A 19439-nucleotide genomic window follows, 5' to 3' on the forward strand; every position below is an offset into this window, starting at 1 on the left:
AGTTATGAAACTTATCAATATAGGGTTTGGTAATCTTGTAAATTCTGATAAACTTATTGCGGTTGTCGCTCCCGATGCGGCACCTGTTAAACGAATTGTGCAGGACGCAAAATCCAAGGGAATGCTTGTAGACGCCACCTGCGGAAGAAAATGCAAGGCAGTGCTTGTTATGGAGGACGATCATCTTGTGCTGTCGGCAATATCTGCGGAGGCTATTCATAACAGAACCGCTGAAAGTGAGGAACAAAAGGATGAACAGTAAATCTAAGGGCAAGTTAGTGCTTTACACAGGTTCTTCGGGTGTGGGCAAGGGCACTATTATGGCTGAGCTTTTAAAGCGAAACCCTAATATCCGCCTTTCGGTATCAAATACCACAAGAGCGCCACGAGAGGGCGAAATTGACGGAGTGCACTACAACTTTATTACCAAGGAGCAATTTGAGGAGCTAATCAAAAATGACGGCTTTCTTGAATATGCCAAGTATTGTGATAATTACTACGGCACTCCCAAAAAACAGGTAGAGGATTTGCTCGGCGAGGGTTACGATGTATTTCTTGAGATTGAGGTTCAGGGCGGACTTCAAATTCTTGAAAAATATCCCGATGTGCTAAGTATTTTTATTCTGCCGCCATCTATGGAGTCGCTTTCACGCAGACTTCACCGCAGAGGCACAGAGGACGAAGAAACCATAAATAAGCGACTCGGTGAGGCTGAAAGAGAAATTTCATTTAAAAACAGATATAAGTACAATGTTGTAAACGATGACCTCGACACAGCAGTAAACGAAATTCTTGATATTCTTAAAAAAGAAAGTAAATAACCGATAAATTCGGAGAATATATTAAAAACGATAGGAGATTAATTATGCATAAGGTTAATGTTGATGAATTATTCGCAGGTAAGCAGAGCAAGTATGCCCTCGTTGTAGGTGTTGCAAAGAGAGCAAGAGAGATTACAGCAGAGCAGGAGGAGAGCGGCGAGGTTACAGACGATAAGCCTGTTCTCATTGCTATTGATGAAATCAAAAATCACGAGATTGGCATTTTAGAGCCTGACGATGATGAGCTCCCAAATAGCTGAGATTGCTGTTGAAAAAGCAGCATATTCCTTTGACAAGGCTTTTGACTACGCAATTCCCGATTCAATGCTTGACAAAGCGGTTGCGGGAGTGCGTGTTCTTGTGCCTTTTGGCAGAGGAAACCATAAAAGGCAGGGGATAATCACCGCTGTTCATCAGGGAGAAATCAAAGGCTTAAAGTCGATTATTTCTGTTCTTGATGATGAGCCTGTTTTAAACGATGAAATGCTTAAAACAGCCGCTTTTATGAAGTCACATTATTTTTGCACCTACTATGAGGCAGTAAAAACAATGCTGCCGGCAGGTATTAACTACAAGGTTACTACTATGTACGGTGCAAAAGATGAAAGCGAATTTTCCTTTGAGGAATTAACCGATGAGGAACAGAGAATTTATAATTACCTCTTTTCTAAGCGAAAGGCTGTAAAAAGCGAAGTGTTGCTTGACGCTTTCGGTTACAGCTCAGCTGAGCCTTTTGAACTTCTTGTGCAAAAAGGTGTGCTTTATAAGTCGGACGAAATTTTTCGCAGGGTAAATGATGCCGTGATGAAAATGGCAGCGGTTACTCCCAATGCAGATATATCGGGAGTAAAACTTACCGAAAAGCAGAAAAATGTGTTTGAACTTATTGAAATGTCGGGCGCAATTTCCGTAAAAGAGGTTTGCTATTTTACAGGTGTTACAAATGCTGTTGTAGACGCACTTTGCAAAAAAGGTTTGATTTACTTTTTTGACGAAGAGGTATTCAGAATTGACAGCAGACAGAAAGATAATTCTTTAAAAGAAATTGTACTTTCAGAGGAACAGCAGTCAGCCTGCGATTCGCTCTACAATGAATATGATTCGCCGTTTGCAAGCGTAAGCCTGTTGTACGGCGTAACAGGTTCGGGCAAAACAAGCGTGTTTATAAAGCTGATTGAGAGGGTAATTGATGACGGCAAGGGCATTATAGTAATGGTGCCCGAAATCTCACTTACTCCGCAGTTTGTGTCACAGTTCGCAAAGCGATTTGGCGACAAAATCGCTGTTTTTCACAGTGCACTTTCACTTGGAGAAAGACTTGACGAGTACAAACGAGTTAAGCAGGGCGCAGCACAGATTGTAATAGGTACAAGAAGTGCGGTGTTTGCCCCGTTTGACAAAGTAGGACTCATTATAATGGACGAGGAGCAGGAATACAGCTACAAATCCGAAAGCTCTCCACGCTACCACGCAAGAGAGATTGCAAAATTCCGCTGTTCGTACAATAATGCATTGCTTGTGCTTAGCTCGGCTACACCGAGTGTGGAAACCTACTACTATGCACAGACAGGCAGATATTCGCTCAATACCCTTACCGCACGATACGGAAAAGCCGTATTGCCGGAGGTTATTGTTGCGGATATGGGGGAAGAACTCAAAAACGGCAATACAAGCGGTTTTTCAGATGTTCTTTTACAAAACATTGCATATAATATTGAGCATAAAAAGCAGTCGATACTTTTACTCAACCGCCGAGGCTACAATACCTTTGTAACCTGTCGGGCGTGTGGCGAGGCAGTTACCTGCCCAAACTGCTCAATTTCACTTACTTACCACAGTGCAAATAACAGGCTTATGTGCCACTACTGCGGATATTCTGTACCATATTCGGACGAATGTCCCGTATGCCACAGCCACAGGCTGACCTTTGGCGGAACAGGCACGCAGAGAGCAGAAAAGGATATTTCTGATATTTTCCCGGAGGCAAGAATTTTAAGAATGGATACAGACGCAACCTCGTCTAAATCCTCTTACGAAAAAATGATAAGTGCTTTTGCCAACGGTAAATACGATATTCTTGTTGGCACGCAGATGGTTGCCAAGGGACTTGATTTTCCAAATGTAACCTTGGTTGGTGTGCTCAATGCCGACCATATGCTTTATGCCGACGATTACCGCAGCTATGAGCGCTCATTTTCACTGCTCACACAGGTGGTTGGCAGAAGTGGCAGAGGCAACGACAAGGGAATGGCTGTTATACAGACATTTACTCCCGACAACCTTATAATTTCAATGGCGGCAAGGCAGGACTACAATGCTTTCTTTTCAAATGAAATAAAGGTTCGCAAAGCAATGCTTTATCCGCCTTTTGCCGATATATGCCTTGTTGGTTTTGTGTCGCAGAACAGAGAGGTTACTTTGAACGGCGCAAGAAAATTTTTGCACCTTTTCACAGATGAGGCAAAGAAAAATTATCCGAATATGCCACTGCGTATATTAGGTCCCACTCCTGCACTGGTGGTAAAAATAAGTAATAAATACAGATATAAAATTATTATTAAATGTAAAAACAATTCCGAATTTCGTGCCCTGCTTTCAAAGATAATTTGCGAGTTTGGCAAGGATAAGGAGTTTTCGGGCGTGTCGGTTTATGCCGATATGAACGCCCTTGTATGTTAAGGAAGTGTGAATATGGCTATTAGGCAAATTGTTAAAGAGGGCGACAGCGTTCTCACAAAAAACTGCCGTCAGGTTGTTAAATTTGATGACAGACTTGCACAGCTTATAGATGATATGATAGAAACTTTACACGATTCGGGCGGTGTCGGTCTTGCCGCTCCGCAGGTTGGTGTTATCCGCCGAGTTGTTGTTATTGATGTAAGTAAAGAACAAAATCAGGTTATCGAGCTTGTAAACCCTGTTATTGTTGAAACAAGCGGAGAGCAGGAGGGTCTTGAGGGTTGTTTATCCTGCCCAGGCGAATGGGGAATTACAAAGCGCCCTAACCATGTTAAGGTAAAGGCTTTTGACAGACATGGCAACGAATTTACCGTAGAAGGCGACGAATTGCTCGCAAGAGCTTTTTGCCATGAGCTTGACCACCTTGACGGTATTCTTTTCAAGCAGAAAGCAAGCAAAATGCTTACTCCCGAAGAATACGAAGAAATGTTTGGTTGATTGAGGATTAATTATGAATATAATTTATATGGGCACTCCCGATTTTGCAGTGCCCGCACTCAAAAAATTGTATGAAAGCAAGCACACAGTACAGGCTGTTTTTACTCAGCCCGACAAGCCAAGGGGCAGAAAAATGGTGCTTACTCCTCCGGATGTAAAGGTTTGTGCGCAGGAGCTTAATATTCCTGTTTATCAGCCGACAACCTTTAAATCCGATGAGCCGCTTGAAATTATTAAAAAATATAATCCCGATGTAATCGTAGTTGCCGCTTACGGAAAAATTTTGCCGAAAGCAGTGCTTGAAAGCGCAAAATACGGCTGTATTAATATTCATGGCTCGCTTTTGCCTAAGTACAGAGGTGCAGCGCCGATTCAGCAGTCGGTTTTGAACGGCGACAAGGTTACAGGCGTGACCGCTATGCAGATGTCAGAGGGGCTTGACACAGGCGACATTCTCACTACTGTTGAAACCGAAATCGGAGAGAACGAAACTTCGGGAGAGCTTTTTGACAGACTTAGTATTCTCGGCGGAGAATTAATTATAAAAACTCTTGAAATGCTTGAAAACGGCGGGATTACACCTGTAAAGCAGGACGAGAGCAAGGCAACGCATACTTCAAAGATTGACAAGTCGCTTTGCCCGATTGATTTTACAAAATCGGCAAGTGAAGTGCATAACAAGGTGCGTGGTTTAAACCCATGGCCTATTGCAACGGCAGAGTGCGGTGGCAAAAGACTTAAAATTTATTCCACAAAGGTATGCGAAAAAAGCGGAAAAGCGGGCACAATAATCAGCACAAAGCCGCTTATTGTGGCTTGCGGCAGCGGTTCGGTAGAGATTATTGAGCTGCAGCCCGAGGGCAAAAAGCGTATGCCGTCGGCAGCTTTTCTTGCAGGTCATAAATTAAATATCGGTGACAGCTTTAACTGATATAGGGATATAAAGGAGAATTTTTATGTTTTATGGTTTTGACTGGACATATGTTGTGTTTATTCTTCCTTGCGTAATCATTTCGCTTATATGTCAGATTAATGTTTCTTCCACATTTTCCAAATATTCTCAGATGAGAAATTCAAGAAATATGACGGGCGCACAGGCAGCCGAGTTTGTGCTGAGGCAAAACGGTGTTTACGGTGTGCGCATTGAAAGGGTTGCAGGAAACCTTACTGACCACTTTGATCCGAGAACAAATGTTATAAGACTTTCGGACAGCGTTTATAATGCAACAACCGTTGCGGCGGTAGGTGTAGCTTGTCACGAGGCAGGTCACGCCGTACAGCACGCACAAAACTATTTGCCAAACAAAATTCGCTCGGCAATTCTTCCTATGGCAAATATCGGCTCAAAATTAAGCTGGTTTTTAATTATTATCGGACTTTGCTTTTCGGCAAAAATCGGATTTATTATGCTTTATATAGGTATTGCTTTGTTTGGATTTTCTGTACTTTTTACCATTGCAACTTTGCCTGTTGAGTTCAACGCATCTAAAAGAGCGCTTGAAACAATCAGAAACGGCAACCTGCTTTACGGCGAGGAGTACACAGGCGCAAAGCGCACTTTGCAGGCAGCGGCAATGACTTATGTTGCATCTGCGCTTACCGCTATTTTACAGCTTTTAAGATTGCTTATAATAGCGAATAACAGAAGAAGATAAGAAAAGAGATTTTTTAATGGCTAATTCACGCAAAACTGCATTTAAAGTATTACTGAAAATCGAACAGGACGGAGCATACTCTAATATTGCGCTTAACAATGCGGTAAAGGAGGGCGAGCTTACACCGCTCGATGCTGCCTTTACTTCGGCGCTCGTTTATGGTGTTCTTGAGCGAAAAATCACGCTTGATTACATTATTAAGCAGTATTCTAAAATTCCTTTAAGGAAAATAGAATTGAAAACCAAGATTATTCTCCGCCTTGGACTTTTGCAAATGGCATTTATGGACAAAGTTCCCGAAAGTGCCGCCGTAAACGAAAGCGTAAAGCTTGCAAAACAGCAAAAGCTCCAGAAATCTTCAGGATTTATCAATGCAATTTTGCGCAGCTTTGCAAGGGATAACTGCAAAGTAAAATATCCCGATATAAAAAATAAGGCGGAGTATTATTCGGTAAAATATTCCTGCCCGCAGCCGCTTGTAAAGCTATGGCTTGAGTCCTATGGCGAAGAAAATGCTAAGGAAATTTTGGAAAAGCTGAGCGGCAGACCGAATATTTACGCAAGGGTAAATACATTAAGAACAACCGCAGAAAAGCTCATAGATGCGCTTGCCGATGATAAGGTGAAAGCCGAAAAGGTTGATTTTCCCGAAAATTCGGTAAGGCTTGCTGATACAGGTTCAATAGAAAGGCTTAAAGCCTACAAGGGCGGTTTGTTTCATATACAGGACTTATCCTCACAGCTTTGTGCTTATTTTCTTTCTGCCGAAAAAGGACAGACGGTGCTTGACATTTGCTCTGCCCCCGGAGGAAAAACCTTTACCACAGCCGAATATATGCACAACAGCGGCAAAATTATTGCTTGCGATATGTACAAGCATAAGCTGAAACTTATAGAAAAAGGCGCAAAAAGACTTGGTATCAATATTATTGAAACCTCCCTGCGTGATGGTGCGTCTGCCGATAAGGAATTGCCGTTGGCAGACAGAATACTTTGCGATGTGCCGTGCAGCGGACTCGGAGTGCTTTCAAGAAAGCCGGAAATTCGCTATAAGGATGACCTTATAGATACAGACCTTGCTGATATTCAGTATAAAATACTTTGCGAAAGCGCAAAATATCTAAAAAAAGGCGGAAAACTTGTATATTCGACCTGTACACTGAATCCGCAGGAAAACAATAAAAATACAGCAAAATTTCTTGCCGAGCACAGCGATTTTGAGGGTGTTGCGCTTGAGCTTCCCCCTCAGCTTGGCAGAGCGTATGAAGAACAGCCATACGAAATAACGCTTATGCCGCACAGCTATGATGGCGACGGCTTTTACATATCAGTATTTACAAGGAGGTAATCTTTTGAGCTTAATTGATATAAAATCACTTGACTTAGACGAGCTTACCACCCTTGTAACCGAAAACGGCTTTGAAAAATTCAGAGCAAAGCAAATATATCAATGGCTTAACAAAAATGTCACTTCTTTTGATGAAATGTCTAATGTTTCTGCGAAAATCAAGGATTTTTTAAAAAGAAGTTGTTACATTTCTGTTGCAAATATTGAAAAAAAACTAATTTCAAGGTATGATAAGACAGTAAAATATCTTTTTTCGTTCAATGACGGTGAATGTGTTGAATCTGTTGTAATGAATTACAAACACGGTTATTCAATTTGTATTTCCACTCAGGTCGGCTGCAAAATGGGCTGTACCTTTTGCGCAACGGGCAAGAGCGGCTTTTCAAGGAGCTTAACTCCGTCTGAAATGCTGAATCAAATTGAGTCGGCACAAAAGGATTTGAATATCAGAATATCAAATATTGTTCTTATGGGAATGGGCGAGCCGCTCGACAACTTTGACAATGTGGTAAAATTTTTAAGGCTTGTTTCAGACGATAACGGACTTAATATAGGTATGCGCCACATTACAATTTCCACCTGCGGCATAGTTCCCAAAATTTACGAGCTTGCAAAGCTGCACTTTGGCATTACGCTTTCTGTGTCGCTTCACGCTCCAAATGACACAGTAAGGAAAAAAACTATGCCTATTGCAAAGCGGTATTCAATGGATGAGCTTTTAAAGGCTTGCAAGGATTACTTTGACATTACAGGCAGAAGGGTTACCTTTGAATATTCTATGATAAGCGGTGTTAATGACTTTGACAGAGATGCTTACGAGCTTGCGGACAGGCTTGCCGATATGAACTGTCATGTAAATCTTATCCCCGTAAATACGGTTGACGGAACAGGATATAAAAAAAGCAGTATTGAAAGGCAGCAGGCCTTTGTAAATATACTCGGCCGAAAACATATTGCGGCAACAGTCAGGCGAACCCTTGGAAGTGATATTAACGCTTCCTGCGGTCAGCTCAGACGAAATCATACTAACGAAGGAGGAAAATAACTTGGAAGTCTTTAGCAAAAGTGACATTGGCTTAGTGCGTTCTCAAAATCAGGACGACTGCCGCTTCGGAGTTATTTCTCCCAGCTGTGCTTGGGCAGTAGTCTGTGACGGAATGGGAGGTGCCAATGGTGGCAATATTGCGAGTGCAACAGCTGTTGAATACATAAGCTCCAAAATTACCGATTTATATAAAGATGATATGACCAAAGAACAAATCGGCGAGCTTATAGCAGAAATTGTTGTAAACGCAAATATGAAGATATATGAGCTTTCAATTAAAGACCCTGAGCTTACGGGAATGGGTACAACATGCGAATTTGTATTTGTAAAGGATACAACAGTTCATATTGTCCATGTTGGTGACAGCCGTACCTATGCAATAAGAGGCGGCAAAATCAAACAGCTTACAGAGGATCACTCTGTTGTGCAGGAAATGGTGCGCAGAGGCGAGCTTACCTATGAGCAGGCACAGAATCACCCAAATAAGAATTTTATAACAAGAGCACTCGGAATAAAACCGTCTGTAAGGCTTGACTATATAGAGGCAAACTTTATTTACGGCGATGTTCTTTTGATATGCACTGACGGACTTTCCAACTGCATAACAACGGGCGATATGGTAAAAATTTGCCATGAAAACAGAGGCGAGAGCCTTATTAACAAGCTCGTTGAAAAGGCAAAGGAAGGCGGCGGAACAGATAATATTACCGCTACGGTTATTTACTGAGAAACGGAGAGTGAAATAAATTGGATAAATATATCGGCAAACGACTTGACGGCCGTTATGAAATTCATGAGCTAATCGGCGTTGGCGGTATGGCTAATGTATATCGCTGTAACGATACTCTTGATGACCGTGAGGTAGCCATAAAAATCCTTAAAGACGAATATCTCAATAATGAGGAGTTTATTCGCCGTTTTAAAAACGAATCTAAAGCTATTGCCACACTTTCTCACCCTAACATTGTTAAGGTGTACGATGTCAGCTTTGGTGATATGATTCAGTATATTGTAATGGAGTACATTGACGGCATTACACTTAAAGAGTACTTTGACCAGCAGGGTATTATTGAGTGGAAAGAGGCTTTATATCTTACAAGTCAGGTACTCAAGGCTTTACAGCACGCTCATGAGCATGGCATCGTTCATCGTGACATAAAGCCGCAGAACATTATGCTTTTGCAGGACGGCACAATCAAGGTAACAGACTTTGGCATTGCCCGCTTTTCTGACAAGGCAACACGCACAATGACAGAACACGCTATCGGTTCGGTTCACTATATCTCACCGGAGCAGGCAAGAGGAGAGGCAACAGACGGCAAGTCTGATATTTACTCTGTCGGCGTTATGCTCTATGAAATGCTTACGGGCAAGCTCCCGTTTGATGCAGACAGCGCAGTTTCCGTAGCTCTTATGCAGTTACAGTCAACGCCAAAGCGCCCACGAGAGCTTAACCCCGCTATTCCAATCGGTCTTGAGCAGATTACAATGAAAGCAATGGAAAAGAACCCTGCCGACAGATATAACTCGGCAGCTGAAATGCTCAACGATATGGAGCGTTTCAGACTTAATCCGTCCATTGTTTTTGATTATTCCAAGTTTGTTGACAATCAGCCTACAAAGTTTGTCACTTCACTAAAGGATACAAAGACAAACAGCGGCAAGTTTGACAAGGCTGTTACAAAGCCGGAAGAAACTCCCGAGCCTGAAATTGATACGGCAGAGGAAGAAGAAAAGGTAGTACACAAGCCGTCTTACTATGCAATTAAGGGCATTATAATTTCTGCCGTTGTTGTGGTAGCGGTGTTTGTCGGTCTTGCGCTTTTCAAAGGCTGCACAACCTCACAGGCAAAAGATGTGGAAGTTCCTAACTTTGTCGGCAAAACAATCGCCGAGGCAAATGCCGATAACAAAGAGAACTTTAATTTTGTTATCGAAAGCAAGTACGATCCATCTAAAGAGCTTGGCGTAATTCTTGAGCAAGAGCCTGCCGCCGATTCTAAACTTGTTAAGTCGGGTTCGCAGATTACACTCAAGGTAAACGGAACAGACACAAATGTTTCTGTTCCTTATATTCTTAACTATTCAGAGAAAGATGCGTCCTCAATAATCGAGGGCAAGAGCCTTGTGCCAAAGATTATTTATATTGAAAACACAAAAACTCCTAAGGGATATGTTGCAGAGGTATTCCCTAAGGCAGGCGTTCAGACAAATATAGGTTCTACCGTTTATATCTATGTTGCAAACGGACAGAGGGACGAAAAGGTAACTATCCCATCAGTTTCGGGTCTTTTGCTTTCAGAGGCAAAGACAAAGCTCGTAGATGCAGGACTTACAGTAGAAACAGTTTATGATGACGAGAGCAAAGAGGCAAAGGATACGGTTCTTTCGCAGTCACCGTTGCAGTACGGCAAGGTAGACAAGGGCACTGTTGTAACACTTACAGTAAGCTCGGGTAAGGGCGACATTGCAACCGTAAATGTTTATGTTGACTTACCTACAAATGCTCCCGAATCTGTTGAAATGACAGTTATTGTAGACGGTGTCGTAGACCCTAAGTATTCAAAAACACTTGTACCGCAGTACAACAAGACCTGCACCCTTGAGTTTACGGGTTCGGGCATTTCAAACATTGTTGTTCAGCTTGACGGTCAGGTATATCGTGAGTACACCATAGACTACTCAACACTTGTGGTAACACCGACAGGTACTCATCAGTATGTAGTAGCTACCACAGCTCCTGCCGAAACCGAACCGCCATACACAGAGCCTCCGACAGAACCGTATGTTCCTGCAACCGAGGCTACCGAGCCGACAGCAGCGGCTTATTAATCGGTATGAGCAGTAACGAAGGATTATTGATGAAGGTGCTCGGCGGATTTTACTATGTTGAGTGCGATAATCAAATATACGAATGTAAGGCAAGAGGAAGTTTCCGCAAAAGCGGAAATTCTCCTCTTGTTGGCGACAGAGTGAAAATAACAATTCAAAAAGAGGGTTTTGTTTCTCTTGATGAGATTTTACCGAGGAAAAACAAGCTCAAGCGTCCACCGCTTGCAAATATTGATGTGCTTGTAATAGTTTGCTCGACTGTATCGCCGTACCCTAATTATGCGGTTATAGATAAAATGACCGCCGCCGCAATTAACAGCGATATGCAGCCGATAATTGTAATATCTAAGGACGATATCGAAAGCGGCGAAAAGGTTGCCTCTATATACAAAAATGCAGGCTTTGAGGTTTTTTGTACTTCTCCTCAAAGGGAAGATGAGGTTGCAAGACTAAAAGCTTTGCTCATGGGCAAAACTTCGGCTTTTACAGGCAACAGCGGTGTGGGCAAGTCAACCTTGCTCAATATGCTGTTTCCAAATTTACGCCTTGCAACAGGCGAGATAAGCGACAAGCTCGGCAGAGGCCGCCATACTACAAGAGCAGTTGAGCTGTTTAATCTTGACGGCTGCTACATTGCAGACACGCCCGGATTTTCAACAGTGGATTTGCAAAGGTATGAAATTATAGACAAAGACGAGCTGCAGTATTGTTTTCCAGAGTTTAAACAGTATCTCGGTGAATGTATGTTTACCTCGTGCTCACATACCTGCGAAAAGGGTTGCCGAGTGTTGCAGGCACTTTCTGACGGTGAAATAGAAAAAACTCGCCACGCAAGCTATGTTGCAATGTATAATGAGGTAAAAGATATTAAAAAATGGCAGTTGAAAAAGTAATTTAAGGGGATTTTTATGCGTTGTGTGATAATTGCAGGTTCGCCTGATGCTGAAATTAATTTTATAGCAGAACAGGTTAAAGACTGCAATTATCTTATATGCGCCGACAAAGGCTATGAATACGCAAAAAAAGCAGGCATAAAGCCTGACCTTATTGTGGGTGACTTTGATTCTTACAGCGGAGAGCTGCCCGATGACTGCGAAATCATTAAGCTGAATTCGCATAAAGACGATACAGACCTTTTGCATTGTATTGGAGTAGCGCTTAGCCGAGGATACGATGATTTTTTAATACTTGCCGCAACAGGGGGCAGGTTTGACCACACTTTTGCAAATATCTCCACACTTATGTATCTTGACAAAAAGGGAGCAAAGGGGGAGATAGTTTCAAGCAGAGAAATTATACGATTTCTCAAAAAGGGCGAGTATAAGATTAACGATTGCAAGGGCAAGACCTTTTCGGTTTTCCCGTTTGCGTGTGAAAGCGTGAATGTAACATACATAGGTGCAGAGTATTCCGCCGATAATCTTGTGCTTACGGCTGAGGATGCAATGGGCGTTTCAAATATATTTACGACAGACAAAGCCGCCGTAAAAATTAATTACGGAAATGCAATATTTATTTTAAACAGCGTTGTTAATTAATAAAAATTCGTATTTTCATTATATTGTGTATAATTATTAATTAATATCAATATGGGGGTATAGCTCAGCTGGGAGAGTGTCTGACTGGCAGTCAGAAGGTCATGGGTTCGAGCCCCATTATCTCCACCACATTAGTTTTTGTGCCTGTTTATTATAATCAGTATAACAAAACTGTAATTATAATGACACGCATTAGTCTTGAAAAGAATTATAACCTTATGATATAATATAATTGTATCATTTCGTTTTGTTTTATTCTATTTGGAGTTGAATTTTATATGTCATTATGTATGGGTTGTATGCAGGAGTTAAACGGCAGTACCGTCTGCCCTCACTGCCATTTTGATAATTCAGAGGTTCAACCGTCCCCTTTTCTGCCACTCGGCACTGAGCTTGCCGGCAGATATTTAACAGGTGTCGGTCTTGATACTAACGGTGAGTCAACACGCTATATCGCTTATGAAAAGCAGACAGGCAATGTTGTGATTGTTACCGAGTTTTTGCCAATCGGTCTTTTTTCAAGAGATGAGGGACAAACCGAATTAAAAGTTAATTACGATGACAGACTTACCTTTAATAAACTTAGAGATGAGTTTGTTTCATACTTCAGAATTGTTTCCGATTTAAAGGATCTTTCGGCGTTGACAAATATTGTTGACATTTTTCAAGAAAATAATACAGTTTATGTTGTAGAAGAAAAAGAGGACCTTATTCCTTTTGAGGAGTATATAGAGCGCAGCAACGGCAGACTTGATTGGGACATTGCAAGACCATTGTTTATGCCTGTTATCTCAGCACTTGAGGCATTGCATAAGCGTGGCATAGGTCACTATGCGGTAGCACCAAAGAATTTGTTTATTACAACTTCGGGCAAGATCAGAATGTCTGGTTATGCTACCGAAAATGAGCGCAAGCGTGGCACTGCACTTAAATCTCAGCTTTTCTCAGGCGCAGCAGCACCAGAGCAGTATGAAGAAAATTTCCCTCTTGATGATATTACAGATATTTACGGCCTTTGTTCAACTCTTTTCTATGCACTCACAGGTCATCTTCCAAAGAGCGCGTTAGAGAGATTGAAAGACAGCAGACTTCTTATGAGCACATCAACTGTAAAGAGTTTGCCGCCTCATGTTGTATCTGCCCTTGCAAACGGCTTGCAGGTACAAAGGGAGAACAGAATTACAGATTTTGACGAACTTCGTTCACAGCTTTCTGTTGCACATACAGCAAAGGCTATTCAGGACGAAATTTCAAGAACAGCAAGTATGAACATTACAAAGGAGCAGGCTCGACAGAAAAACGGTATGTCGCACGCATCTATTGTAATTATTTCTGTTGCCGTTACAGTGCTTGTACTTGGTATTGCAGGAGTATTCTGGCTTATGCAAAATCCGCTTGCAGGTGTATTTTCAGGCAATAATGACGCAACAGCAGCATCAACCTCAAGCACAGAGTGGACAGGCCCTGTCGTTCCGAATTATGTCGGAATGAAATACGAAGATGTAGTAAAGGCAGCAGCAGCCGATGACACTGTTGTGGTTTACAGAGATTATAATGACGCATACAGCGATAAATATGCCGAGGGTGTTGTAATGCAGCAGTACCCACCGGCAGGTTCAAAGGTAGATCAGGAGGACGGAATTACCGTTTCTGTAACAGTCAGCCTTGGCGCTCAGATGCGTGAATTACCGGCAATTCAGGGTAATAAAATTGACGAGGCAGCGCAGTCACTCGCAGATGCAGGACTTCTTGCTACCGCCGAGTACCAGTACAGCGATACAGTAGCCGAAAACAGAGTTATAGGCTACAAGAACCATGTTGCAGGCGACACACTTGAGAGTGGCTCAAACATCATTATCATTGTCAGCAAAGGCAGACAGCAGACCACAACTCAGGCGACTTCCTGATATTAAAGCTAAAAATAATGGCTGAATCAATTATCTATTGACTCAGCCATTTTAATTTATTGGTTGTGGATTAGGTGTTGCTTATTTTCGGTTGGGATTAAGAGTTGCATCACGAAGAAACTATCCGATTAAAAATTAAAAAGTTTGGTCAACCTTTTTAAAGGTTGTGGGCAACGCCCACAAATGCTTTAAGTTACCGCAAATTTTAATAGCCAAACGACGAAAGCCATTAAAATGCGACAGCAATAAAAGAAAAGCCTCGTTACTAAAACTACTGATTTGCCGCTTTTCAAGGGCAAATCAGCAACACCTACAAACTTTTGCGTCCTATAAAATGTTTCTCCCTACTGCGACTAAAGTGTGACTTACTAACTTTCTGCCACTATTTAGTCTTGACTTTTATTTTACTTTTAAGTTTTTAATTAATCTAAAATTTAGTTATTCTACGCTGTAATTACAGCTGTTTATTTTATTTAAAATTTGTACTGTTTTATTATTTTATGGGCTCTGCCCAAACCCACAAGCCTTTAAAAAGGGTTGACCTAAATTTTAAATTTTTTACACTATTGTTTTGCGGTAAACTGTTATTTAAACTTACTTTTAACGCCTTTTTCCGCATTTCTTACCAAAGTAAACAGCGATGCAGTGCCTTTTTCAAAGTATCTTGAAAGCAGGTCGGGCGAGAGCGCCATTGATGTGTTTTCTGTTCTGCTTGCTATAATCGCATCTATCATTGCAAGGTCAAGCGTCATTGCGGCACTGCACAGACTTCTGTACTTTGTTACATTCAGCGTAAACATATCCTGTGGATTGCTTTCCTCACACGAATACACTGAGCGAAAAGCCTGATACTGTGCATTCATCAGAAAGTTGCTTACGGCATTTGTCAGCTTTTTGTTGCCGAGTTTGTCGAGTATATCAAAAATTACGGCTGTGGTGTTCATTACCACCTTTTTGTTTACCTGAGCAACCATATTGCTGCCCTGCTCTACGGTCGGAATTTCCGCATCGGGTAAGTTTGCAGGCTGCATTTGCGCCCCGTTTCTGTTTGGAGTTCTGCCAAGCAGGTAATCGCACGATACATCATAGTATTCGGCGGTTTTTACAAGGAAATCAAGACCACATTCTCTTATTCCTTTTTCGTAATGAGAGAGCAAAGCCTGAGAAATGCCGAGGTCGGCAGCTACCTGTTTTTGGCTTAGTCTGCGTTCCTTTCTCAGCATTGAAATTATCATAGGAAAATCACTGTTCATTAAAAGCACCTCTTTTATACGAACAGTATAATATATTAATTACAATTTGTAAATACCATAGGAGTTACAATTATGAAATCTTATATTATTCACTTTATTCGCCATGGAAGTATTGACGAAACTTTGTCGGGCAAATACATAGGCACAACAGATGTTCCACTTTCTGACAAGGGCAAAATGGAGCTGAGAAAGCTCGATTACGAATACCGCTATCCCGGTTGTCAGGCGGTTTTTACAAGTCCTTTAAAGAGATGTACGCAGACCTGCAAAATTCTTTATCCCGAGCAAAATCCGCTTGTAATTGCTAATCTTTCAGAGTGCAATTTCGGCGAATGGGAGGGTAAAACCGCAAATGATCTCAACGGTGACGAGAATTTTCAAAAGTGGCTTGCAGGCGATCCGTCCGTAAAACCGCCGAGGGGAGAGAGCAACGCCGATTTTACTCGCCGAATTTGTAAAATGTTTGAAAGCATTGTTGAAGGACTTATAAAAACGGGTACAACCGAAAGCGTAATTATCACTCATGGCGGTGTAATTATGACCTTGCTTGCAGTGTATGGAATGCCGCAGGCTAAGCCTTTTGAGTGGGTAATGGACAACGGCTTTGGCTACTCGGTAAGAATTACTCCACAGCTTTGGCAGAGAGATAAAATTATGGAAGTTTTCTCTGTTATTCCCGAGAAAAAAGATGTTGAAGATTAATTTTTAAAATAGCTTAAATTGTAGCACAGTTTACAATCTTTTGTAAAAAATTGTGCAATAATGTAATATACAGGCAATATAATATGTCTGAACCTACGCAATTATTATATATTAACTCAAAGGAGATTTTTAATATGGCAGATTACAAAATCGTTTTGTTAAAAGGTGACGGTATCGGCCCTGAAATTGTAAATCAGGCAGTTAAGGTACTCGACAAGGTAAGCGAAAAGTTTAATTTTACAGTAGAATATGACGAGGCACTCCTTGGCGGCTGTGCTATTGACGCAACAGGCGTTCCGCTCCCTGATGAAACAGTTGCTAAGTGTAAGGCGGCAGACAGCGTGCTTTTGGGTGCGGTAGGCGGCCCTAAGTGGGACAATCAGCCGGGCAACAACCGTCCTGAGGCAGGTCTTCTCGGCATCAGAGGCGCACTCGGCCTTTTTGCAAATCTTCGTCCGGCTGTTATTTTTGAGCCGCTCAAAAAGGCATCTCCGATTAAAGATGAAATCATCGGCGGTTCACTCGATATTATGATCGTTCGTGAGCTTACAGGCGGTATTTACTTTGGCAAGAGAGGCAGAACAGAGGTTGACGGTCAGCCTGCCGCTTGGGATACAGAGCAGTATTCCGTACCTGAGGTAGAGAGAATTGCAAGAGTAGCTTTTGACCTCGCTATGAAGAGAAACAAAAAGCTCACAAGTGTAGACAAGGCTAATGTTCTTGAGTCATCAAGACTTTGGAGAGAAACTGTAACAAGAATTTCTAAGGAATATCCTGAGGTTGAGCTTAACTATATGTATGTTGACAACTGCGCTATGCAGCTTGTAAGAAATCCGGGTCAGTTCGATGTAATTGTTACTTCAAATATCTTTGGCGATATTCTTTCAGACGAGGCATCTATGATCAGCGGTTCAATCGGTATGCTCGCATCTGCAAGCCTTTCAGAGAGTAAGAGCGGTCTTTACGAGCCAATCCATGGTTCAGCTCCTGACATTGCAGGTCTTGGTATCGCAAACCCGCTTGCAACAATTCTTTCTGTTGCAATGATGCTCCGTTATTCACTTGATCAGCCAAAGGCAGCAGACGCTATTGAGGCAGCTGTAACAAAGGTGCTTGAGAGCAACCGTACACCTGATATTTACGAAGAGGGTACTAACAAGGTTACTTGTGAGCAGATGGGCGACCTCGTATGTGAGGCACTTTAATATCTAACAGAATGGAGGAGTAAAATGCAGTTGTACGATATGCACTCGCATATACTTCCTGGAATTGATGACGGAGCGCCAAGCGTAGAAAAAAGCCTTGTTATATTAAATGAACTAAAAAAACAAGGCATAACTAATGTTTGTCTTACTCCTCATTTTTATACAAATGAAATCAGCGCAGAGGATTTTGCCGCAAAAAGACAGTATGCGATTGATAAACTTATGCCGCAGATTCCTGACGGTATGAAAGTTGTTGTTGGTGCGGAAGTTTATGTCACTCGATATATGTTTAACGGAGATGACTTTTCCTGCGCTTGTTACGGCAACTCAAATTACATACTTACCGAGTTTGCTTACACATCGCAGTTTTCAAGTCACACTATGGAGTATTTTGTAAAACTTACAGAGAATTACAATATGATTCCTGTTCTTACTCATGTTGAAAGATACCCTGCTTTAATCAACGATCCGTCTATTATCGGTGAGCTTAAGGATATGGGTGTAATTATTCAGACCAACACCAATTCTTATACCAAAAAAGCGTCATTTTTCTCAAAACTTAAGCTTATAAAGCTTATAAAAGGCGGATATATTGATGTTATCGGCAGTGATGCACATTCATTGACCCATAATGACCCACGCACATTTACAGAGGCTTTGGACTTTATTTCTGCAAAATGCGGACAAAGCACAGTAAGAAAAATGATGGGCAACGCAGAGGAAATCTTCAACAGCGCACTTTGATAAATAACAAAAAGGATGTACTTTTGCAGTGCATCCTTTTAATTTTGGTTTTATAAAGGGAAAATTATGGTTTAACAGATTGTCGGTCGGGCAACAAAGTACGGTAAAAGAAAATGTTTCCGTCCCGAAGTTAAAAGGTTGACCTAAATTTTAAATTTATAAAACTAAACTTTCTGCTCTAAACGATTATTCTGAATTTATACTAAAATCCCGACCGTACGGATATACTATTAACAGTCATAATGTTCGGCGGAAATGGGGAATTGCCATGCGTGAAATTTTAGTCGGCATACTGCTTTTTGCGGTATTGCTTATTGTTTGCAGTGTGTTTGTATCTGAATATCTGTTTAAAATAATTATTTACAGGCAGAAAAAGAGCAGTTCTCAAAAGGATATAGACGCCGTTGCAAGCTGGTACAGACATTATCCGATAGCAAAAGAGGGCAGGCGCTGGCTTGAAGGTATGCCGTATATTAATGTTTATATAAAGTCCTTTGACGGACTCAGGTTATACGGTGCATTGCTCGAAAATTATTCCGATAAAATCGTGATTTGTGTTCATGGCTTTACAGGGAGCGGTAAAAAGGATTTTGCGAGCCTTGCACAAGCCTATTATAAAAACGGATACAATGTTCTGCTTGTAGATAACAGGGCGCATGGACAGAGTGAGGGCAAGTATGTTGGATTTGGTGTGCTTGACCGCTTTGATTTGCGTAATTGGGTAAAATATGTTATAAATCGCTTTGGCAGCAATGTACAGGTTTTTTTGCATGGCATTTCAATGGGTGCGGCAACTGTGCTTATGGCAAGCAGTATTATGCCTAAAAATGTGCGTGGAATTATTGCGGATTGCGGCTTTACAAGTGTATATGAAATCTTTGAATATGTGCTCAAAAGAGATTATCACCTGCCCAAATTCCCGATTATTTATCTTACAAATATAATGTCAAAAATTCGTGCAGGCTATGGATATAAAGATGTGAATACAACGGCTGAAATTGCGAGGTCTGATATTCCGATTTTGTTTATTCATGGAGAGAATGATGAGTTTGTTCCGCTATGGATGACAATGAAAAATTATTCCCACTGTAAGGCGTATAAGGAGCTTTTTATAGTAAGAGAGTCGGAACACGCCGAGTCGCATTATATTGATAAAAAAGGCTACGAAAGGCGAATACTTACATTTATAGAAAAAATAAGCAAATAGCCGAC

19 protein-coding genes and 1 tRNA gene are annotated in these 19439 nt (G+C 41.5%); 19 read left to right on the top strand and 1 reads right to left on the bottom strand.

The features are described 5' to 3' along the window. The first annotated feature begins 4 nt into the window (after window positions 1–4). The 15 genes from DXC23_RS00435 (at window position 5) to DXC23_RS00505 (ending at window position 14323) form a co-directional block, all read left to right on the top strand. Window positions 5–262, top strand: coding sequence for a DUF370 domain-containing protein (locus DXC23_RS00435; RefSeq protein WP_117704251.1), 258 nt, complete (start codon window positions 5–7; stop codon window positions 260–262). Next, the gene (gene gmk, locus DXC23_RS00440) at window positions 252–821 is read left to right on the top strand and encodes a guanylate kinase (RefSeq protein ID WP_117704252.1); all 570 of its coding nucleotides are present in this window, start codon (window positions 252–254) and stop codon (window positions 819–821) included. Before DXC23_RS00435 ends, gmk begins: the two co-directional genes overlap by 11 nt. A gap of 44 nt (window positions 822–865) precedes the next feature. After that, window positions 866–1081: a DNA-directed RNA polymerase subunit omega gene (gene rpoZ, locus DXC23_RS00445; RefSeq protein WP_117704253.1), complete on the top strand. Its 216-nt coding sequence runs from the start codon at window positions 866–868 to the stop codon at window positions 1079–1081. Beyond that, entirely contained in the window at window positions 1062–3500 is a 2439-nt protein-coding gene (gene priA / locus DXC23_RS00450; protein WP_242997361.1) for a primosomal protein N', read from the top strand. Before rpoZ ends, priA begins: the two co-directional genes overlap by 20 nt. A 12-nt stretch (window positions 3501–3512) precedes the next feature. Then, a complete protein-coding gene (gene def / locus DXC23_RS00455) occupies window positions 3513–3998 on the top strand; it encodes a peptide deformylase (RefSeq protein ID WP_117704255.1) in 486 nt (161 codons plus the stop codon). A gap of 13 nt (window positions 3999–4011) precedes the next feature. Beyond that, window positions 4012–4929: a methionyl-tRNA formyltransferase gene (gene fmt, locus DXC23_RS00460; protein ID WP_117704256.1), complete on the top strand. Its 918-nt coding sequence runs from the start codon at window positions 4012–4014 to the stop codon at window positions 4927–4929. A gap of 25 nt (window positions 4930–4954) precedes the next feature. Continuing rightward, complete coding sequence (locus DXC23_RS00465; RefSeq protein ID WP_117704257.1) at window positions 4955–5653, top strand: zinc metallopeptidase; 699 nt, start codon at window positions 4955–4957, stop codon at window positions 5651–5653. A gap of 16 nt (window positions 5654–5669) precedes the next feature. Next, window positions 5670–7001 (top strand): 16S rRNA (cytosine(967)-C(5))-methyltransferase RsmB, encoded by a 1332-nt coding sequence (gene rsmB, locus DXC23_RS00470; RefSeq protein WP_117704258.1) that lies wholly within the window; start codon window positions 5670–5672, stop codon window positions 6999–7001. Next, on the top strand, window positions 6961–8046 hold the full coding sequence (gene rlmN / locus DXC23_RS00475) for a 23S rRNA (adenine(2503)-C(2))-methyltransferase RlmN (protein WP_117705036.1): 1086 nt from the start codon (window positions 6961–6963) through the stop codon (window positions 8044–8046). Before rsmB ends, rlmN begins: the two co-directional genes overlap by 41 nt. A gap of 1 nt (window position 8047) precedes the next feature. Further along, the gene (locus tag DXC23_RS00480) at window positions 8048–8773 is read left to right on the top strand and encodes a Stp1/IreP family PP2C-type Ser/Thr phosphatase (protein ID WP_158552383.1); all 726 of its coding nucleotides are present in this window, start codon (window positions 8048–8050) and stop codon (window positions 8771–8773) included. Window positions 8774–8793: 20 nt separating this feature from the next. Then, a complete protein-coding gene (gene pknB, locus DXC23_RS00485) occupies window positions 8794–10878 on the top strand; it encodes a Stk1 family PASTA domain-containing Ser/Thr kinase (RefSeq protein ID WP_117704260.1) in 2085 nt (694 codons plus the stop codon). 5 nt (window positions 10879–10883) lie between these two features. After that, window positions 10884–11771 (top strand): ribosome small subunit-dependent GTPase A, encoded by an 888-nt coding sequence (rsgA, locus tag DXC23_RS00490; protein ID WP_117704261.1) that lies wholly within the window; start codon window positions 10884–10886, stop codon window positions 11769–11771. Window positions 11772–11786: 15 nt separating this feature from the next. After that, window positions 11787–12416, top strand: a complete 630-nt coding sequence (locus DXC23_RS00495) for a thiamine diphosphokinase (protein ID WP_117704262.1) — start codon at window positions 11787–11789, stop codon at window positions 12414–12416. A 53-nt stretch (window positions 12417–12469) separates the two neighbouring features. Continuing rightward, a tRNA-Ala gene (locus DXC23_RS00500) sits at window positions 12470–12545 on the top strand. 149 nt (window positions 12546–12694) lie between these two features. Further along, window positions 12695–14323 carry a PASTA domain-containing protein gene (locus DXC23_RS00505; RefSeq protein WP_117704263.1) on the top strand — a complete coding sequence of 543 codons (1629 nt, stop codon included), beginning with the start codon at window positions 12695–12697 and terminating at the stop codon, window positions 14321–14323. 584 nt (window positions 14324–14907) lie between these two features. Here the strand turns inward: DXC23_RS00505 and DXC23_RS00510 are convergent. Continuing rightward, window positions 14908–15576 (bottom strand): helix-turn-helix transcriptional regulator, encoded by a 669-nt coding sequence (locus DXC23_RS00510; RefSeq protein WP_117704264.1) that lies wholly within the window; start codon window positions 15574–15576, stop codon window positions 14908–14910. Window positions 15577–15648: 72 nt separating this feature from the next. Here DXC23_RS00510 and DXC23_RS00515 point away from each other — a divergent pair, with 72 nt between their 5' ends. From DXC23_RS00515 to DXC23_RS00530, 4 genes are all read left to right on the top strand, one after another. After that, window positions 15649–16278 (top strand): histidine phosphatase family protein, encoded by a 630-nt coding sequence (locus DXC23_RS00515; protein ID WP_117704265.1) that lies wholly within the window; start codon window positions 15649–15651, stop codon window positions 16276–16278. Between the two features lie 134 nt (window positions 16279–16412). After that, complete coding sequence (leuB, locus tag DXC23_RS00520) at window positions 16413–17483, top strand: 3-isopropylmalate dehydrogenase (protein ID WP_117704266.1); 1071 nt, start codon at window positions 16413–16415, stop codon at window positions 17481–17483. Between the two features lie 24 nt (window positions 17484–17507). After that, a complete protein-coding gene (locus DXC23_RS00525; RefSeq protein WP_117704267.1) occupies window positions 17508–18227 on the top strand; it encodes a CpsB/CapC family capsule biosynthesis tyrosine phosphatase in 720 nt (239 codons plus the stop codon). A gap of 268 nt (window positions 18228–18495) precedes the next feature. Then, window positions 18496–19434 (top strand): alpha/beta hydrolase, encoded by a 939-nt coding sequence (locus tag DXC23_RS00530; protein ID WP_117704268.1) that lies wholly within the window; start codon window positions 18496–18498, stop codon window positions 19432–19434. The last annotated feature ends 5 nt before the right edge of the window (window positions 19435–19439 follow it).

Origin of the sequence: Eubacterium sp. OM08-24, assembly GCF_003438075.1 — a bacterium.
Lineage (GTDB): Bacteria > Bacillota > Clostridia > Oscillospirales > Acutalibacteraceae > Ruminococcoides.

What these genes read in the sequence shown, in the direction of transcription:
- DXC23_RS00435 (WP_117704251.1), top strand. Translation starts at nt 5, where the DNA reads ATGAAACTTATCAATATAGGGTTTGGTAATCTTGTAAATTCTGATAAA.
- gmk (WP_117704252.1), top strand. Translation starts at nt 252, where the DNA reads ATGAACAGTAAATCTAAGGGCAAGTTAGTGCTTTACACAGGTTCTTCG.
- rpoZ (WP_117704253.1), top strand. Translation starts at nt 866, where the DNA reads ATGCATAAGGTTAATGTTGATGAATTATTCGCAGGTAAGCAGAGCAAG.
- priA (WP_242997361.1), top strand. Translation starts at nt 1,062, where the DNA reads ATGAGCTCCCAAATAGCTGAGATTGCTGTTGAAAAAGCAGCATATTCC.
- def (WP_117704255.1), top strand. Translation starts at nt 3,513, where the DNA reads ATGGCTATTAGGCAAATTGTTAAAGAGGGCGACAGCGTTCTCACAAAA.
- fmt (WP_117704256.1), top strand. Translation starts at nt 4,012, where the DNA reads ATGAATATAATTTATATGGGCACTCCCGATTTTGCAGTGCCCGCACTC.
- DXC23_RS00465 (WP_117704257.1), top strand. Translation starts at nt 4,955, where the DNA reads ATGTTTTATGGTTTTGACTGGACATATGTTGTGTTTATTCTTCCTTGC.
- rsmB (WP_117704258.1), top strand. Translation starts at nt 5,670, where the DNA reads ATGGCTAATTCACGCAAAACTGCATTTAAAGTATTACTGAAAATCGAA.
- rlmN (WP_117705036.1), top strand. Translation starts at nt 6,961, where the DNA reads ATGGCGACGGCTTTTACATATCAGTATTTACAAGGAGGTAATCTTTTG.
- rsgA (WP_117704261.1), top strand. Translation starts at nt 10,884, where the DNA reads ATGAGCAGTAACGAAGGATTATTGATGAAGGTGCTCGGCGGATTTTAC.
- DXC23_RS00495 (WP_117704262.1), top strand. Translation starts at nt 11,787, where the DNA reads ATGCGTTGTGTGATAATTGCAGGTTCGCCTGATGCTGAAATTAATTTT.
- DXC23_RS00505 (WP_117704263.1), top strand. Translation starts at nt 12,695, where the DNA reads ATGTCATTATGTATGGGTTGTATGCAGGAGTTAAACGGCAGTACCGTC.
- DXC23_RS00510 (WP_117704264.1), bottom strand. Translation starts at nt 15,576, where the DNA reads ATGAACAGTGATTTTCCTATGATAATTTCAATGCTGAGAAAGGAACGC.
- DXC23_RS00515 (WP_117704265.1), top strand. Translation starts at nt 15,649, where the DNA reads ATGAAATCTTATATTATTCACTTTATTCGCCATGGAAGTATTGACGAA.
- leuB (WP_117704266.1), top strand. Translation starts at nt 16,413, where the DNA reads ATGGCAGATTACAAAATCGTTTTGTTAAAAGGTGACGGTATCGGCCCT.
- DXC23_RS00525 (WP_117704267.1), top strand. Translation starts at nt 17,508, where the DNA reads ATGCAGTTGTACGATATGCACTCGCATATACTTCCTGGAATTGATGAC.
- DXC23_RS00530 (WP_117704268.1), top strand. Translation starts at nt 18,496, where the DNA reads ATGCGTGAAATTTTAGTCGGCATACTGCTTTTTGCGGTATTGCTTATT.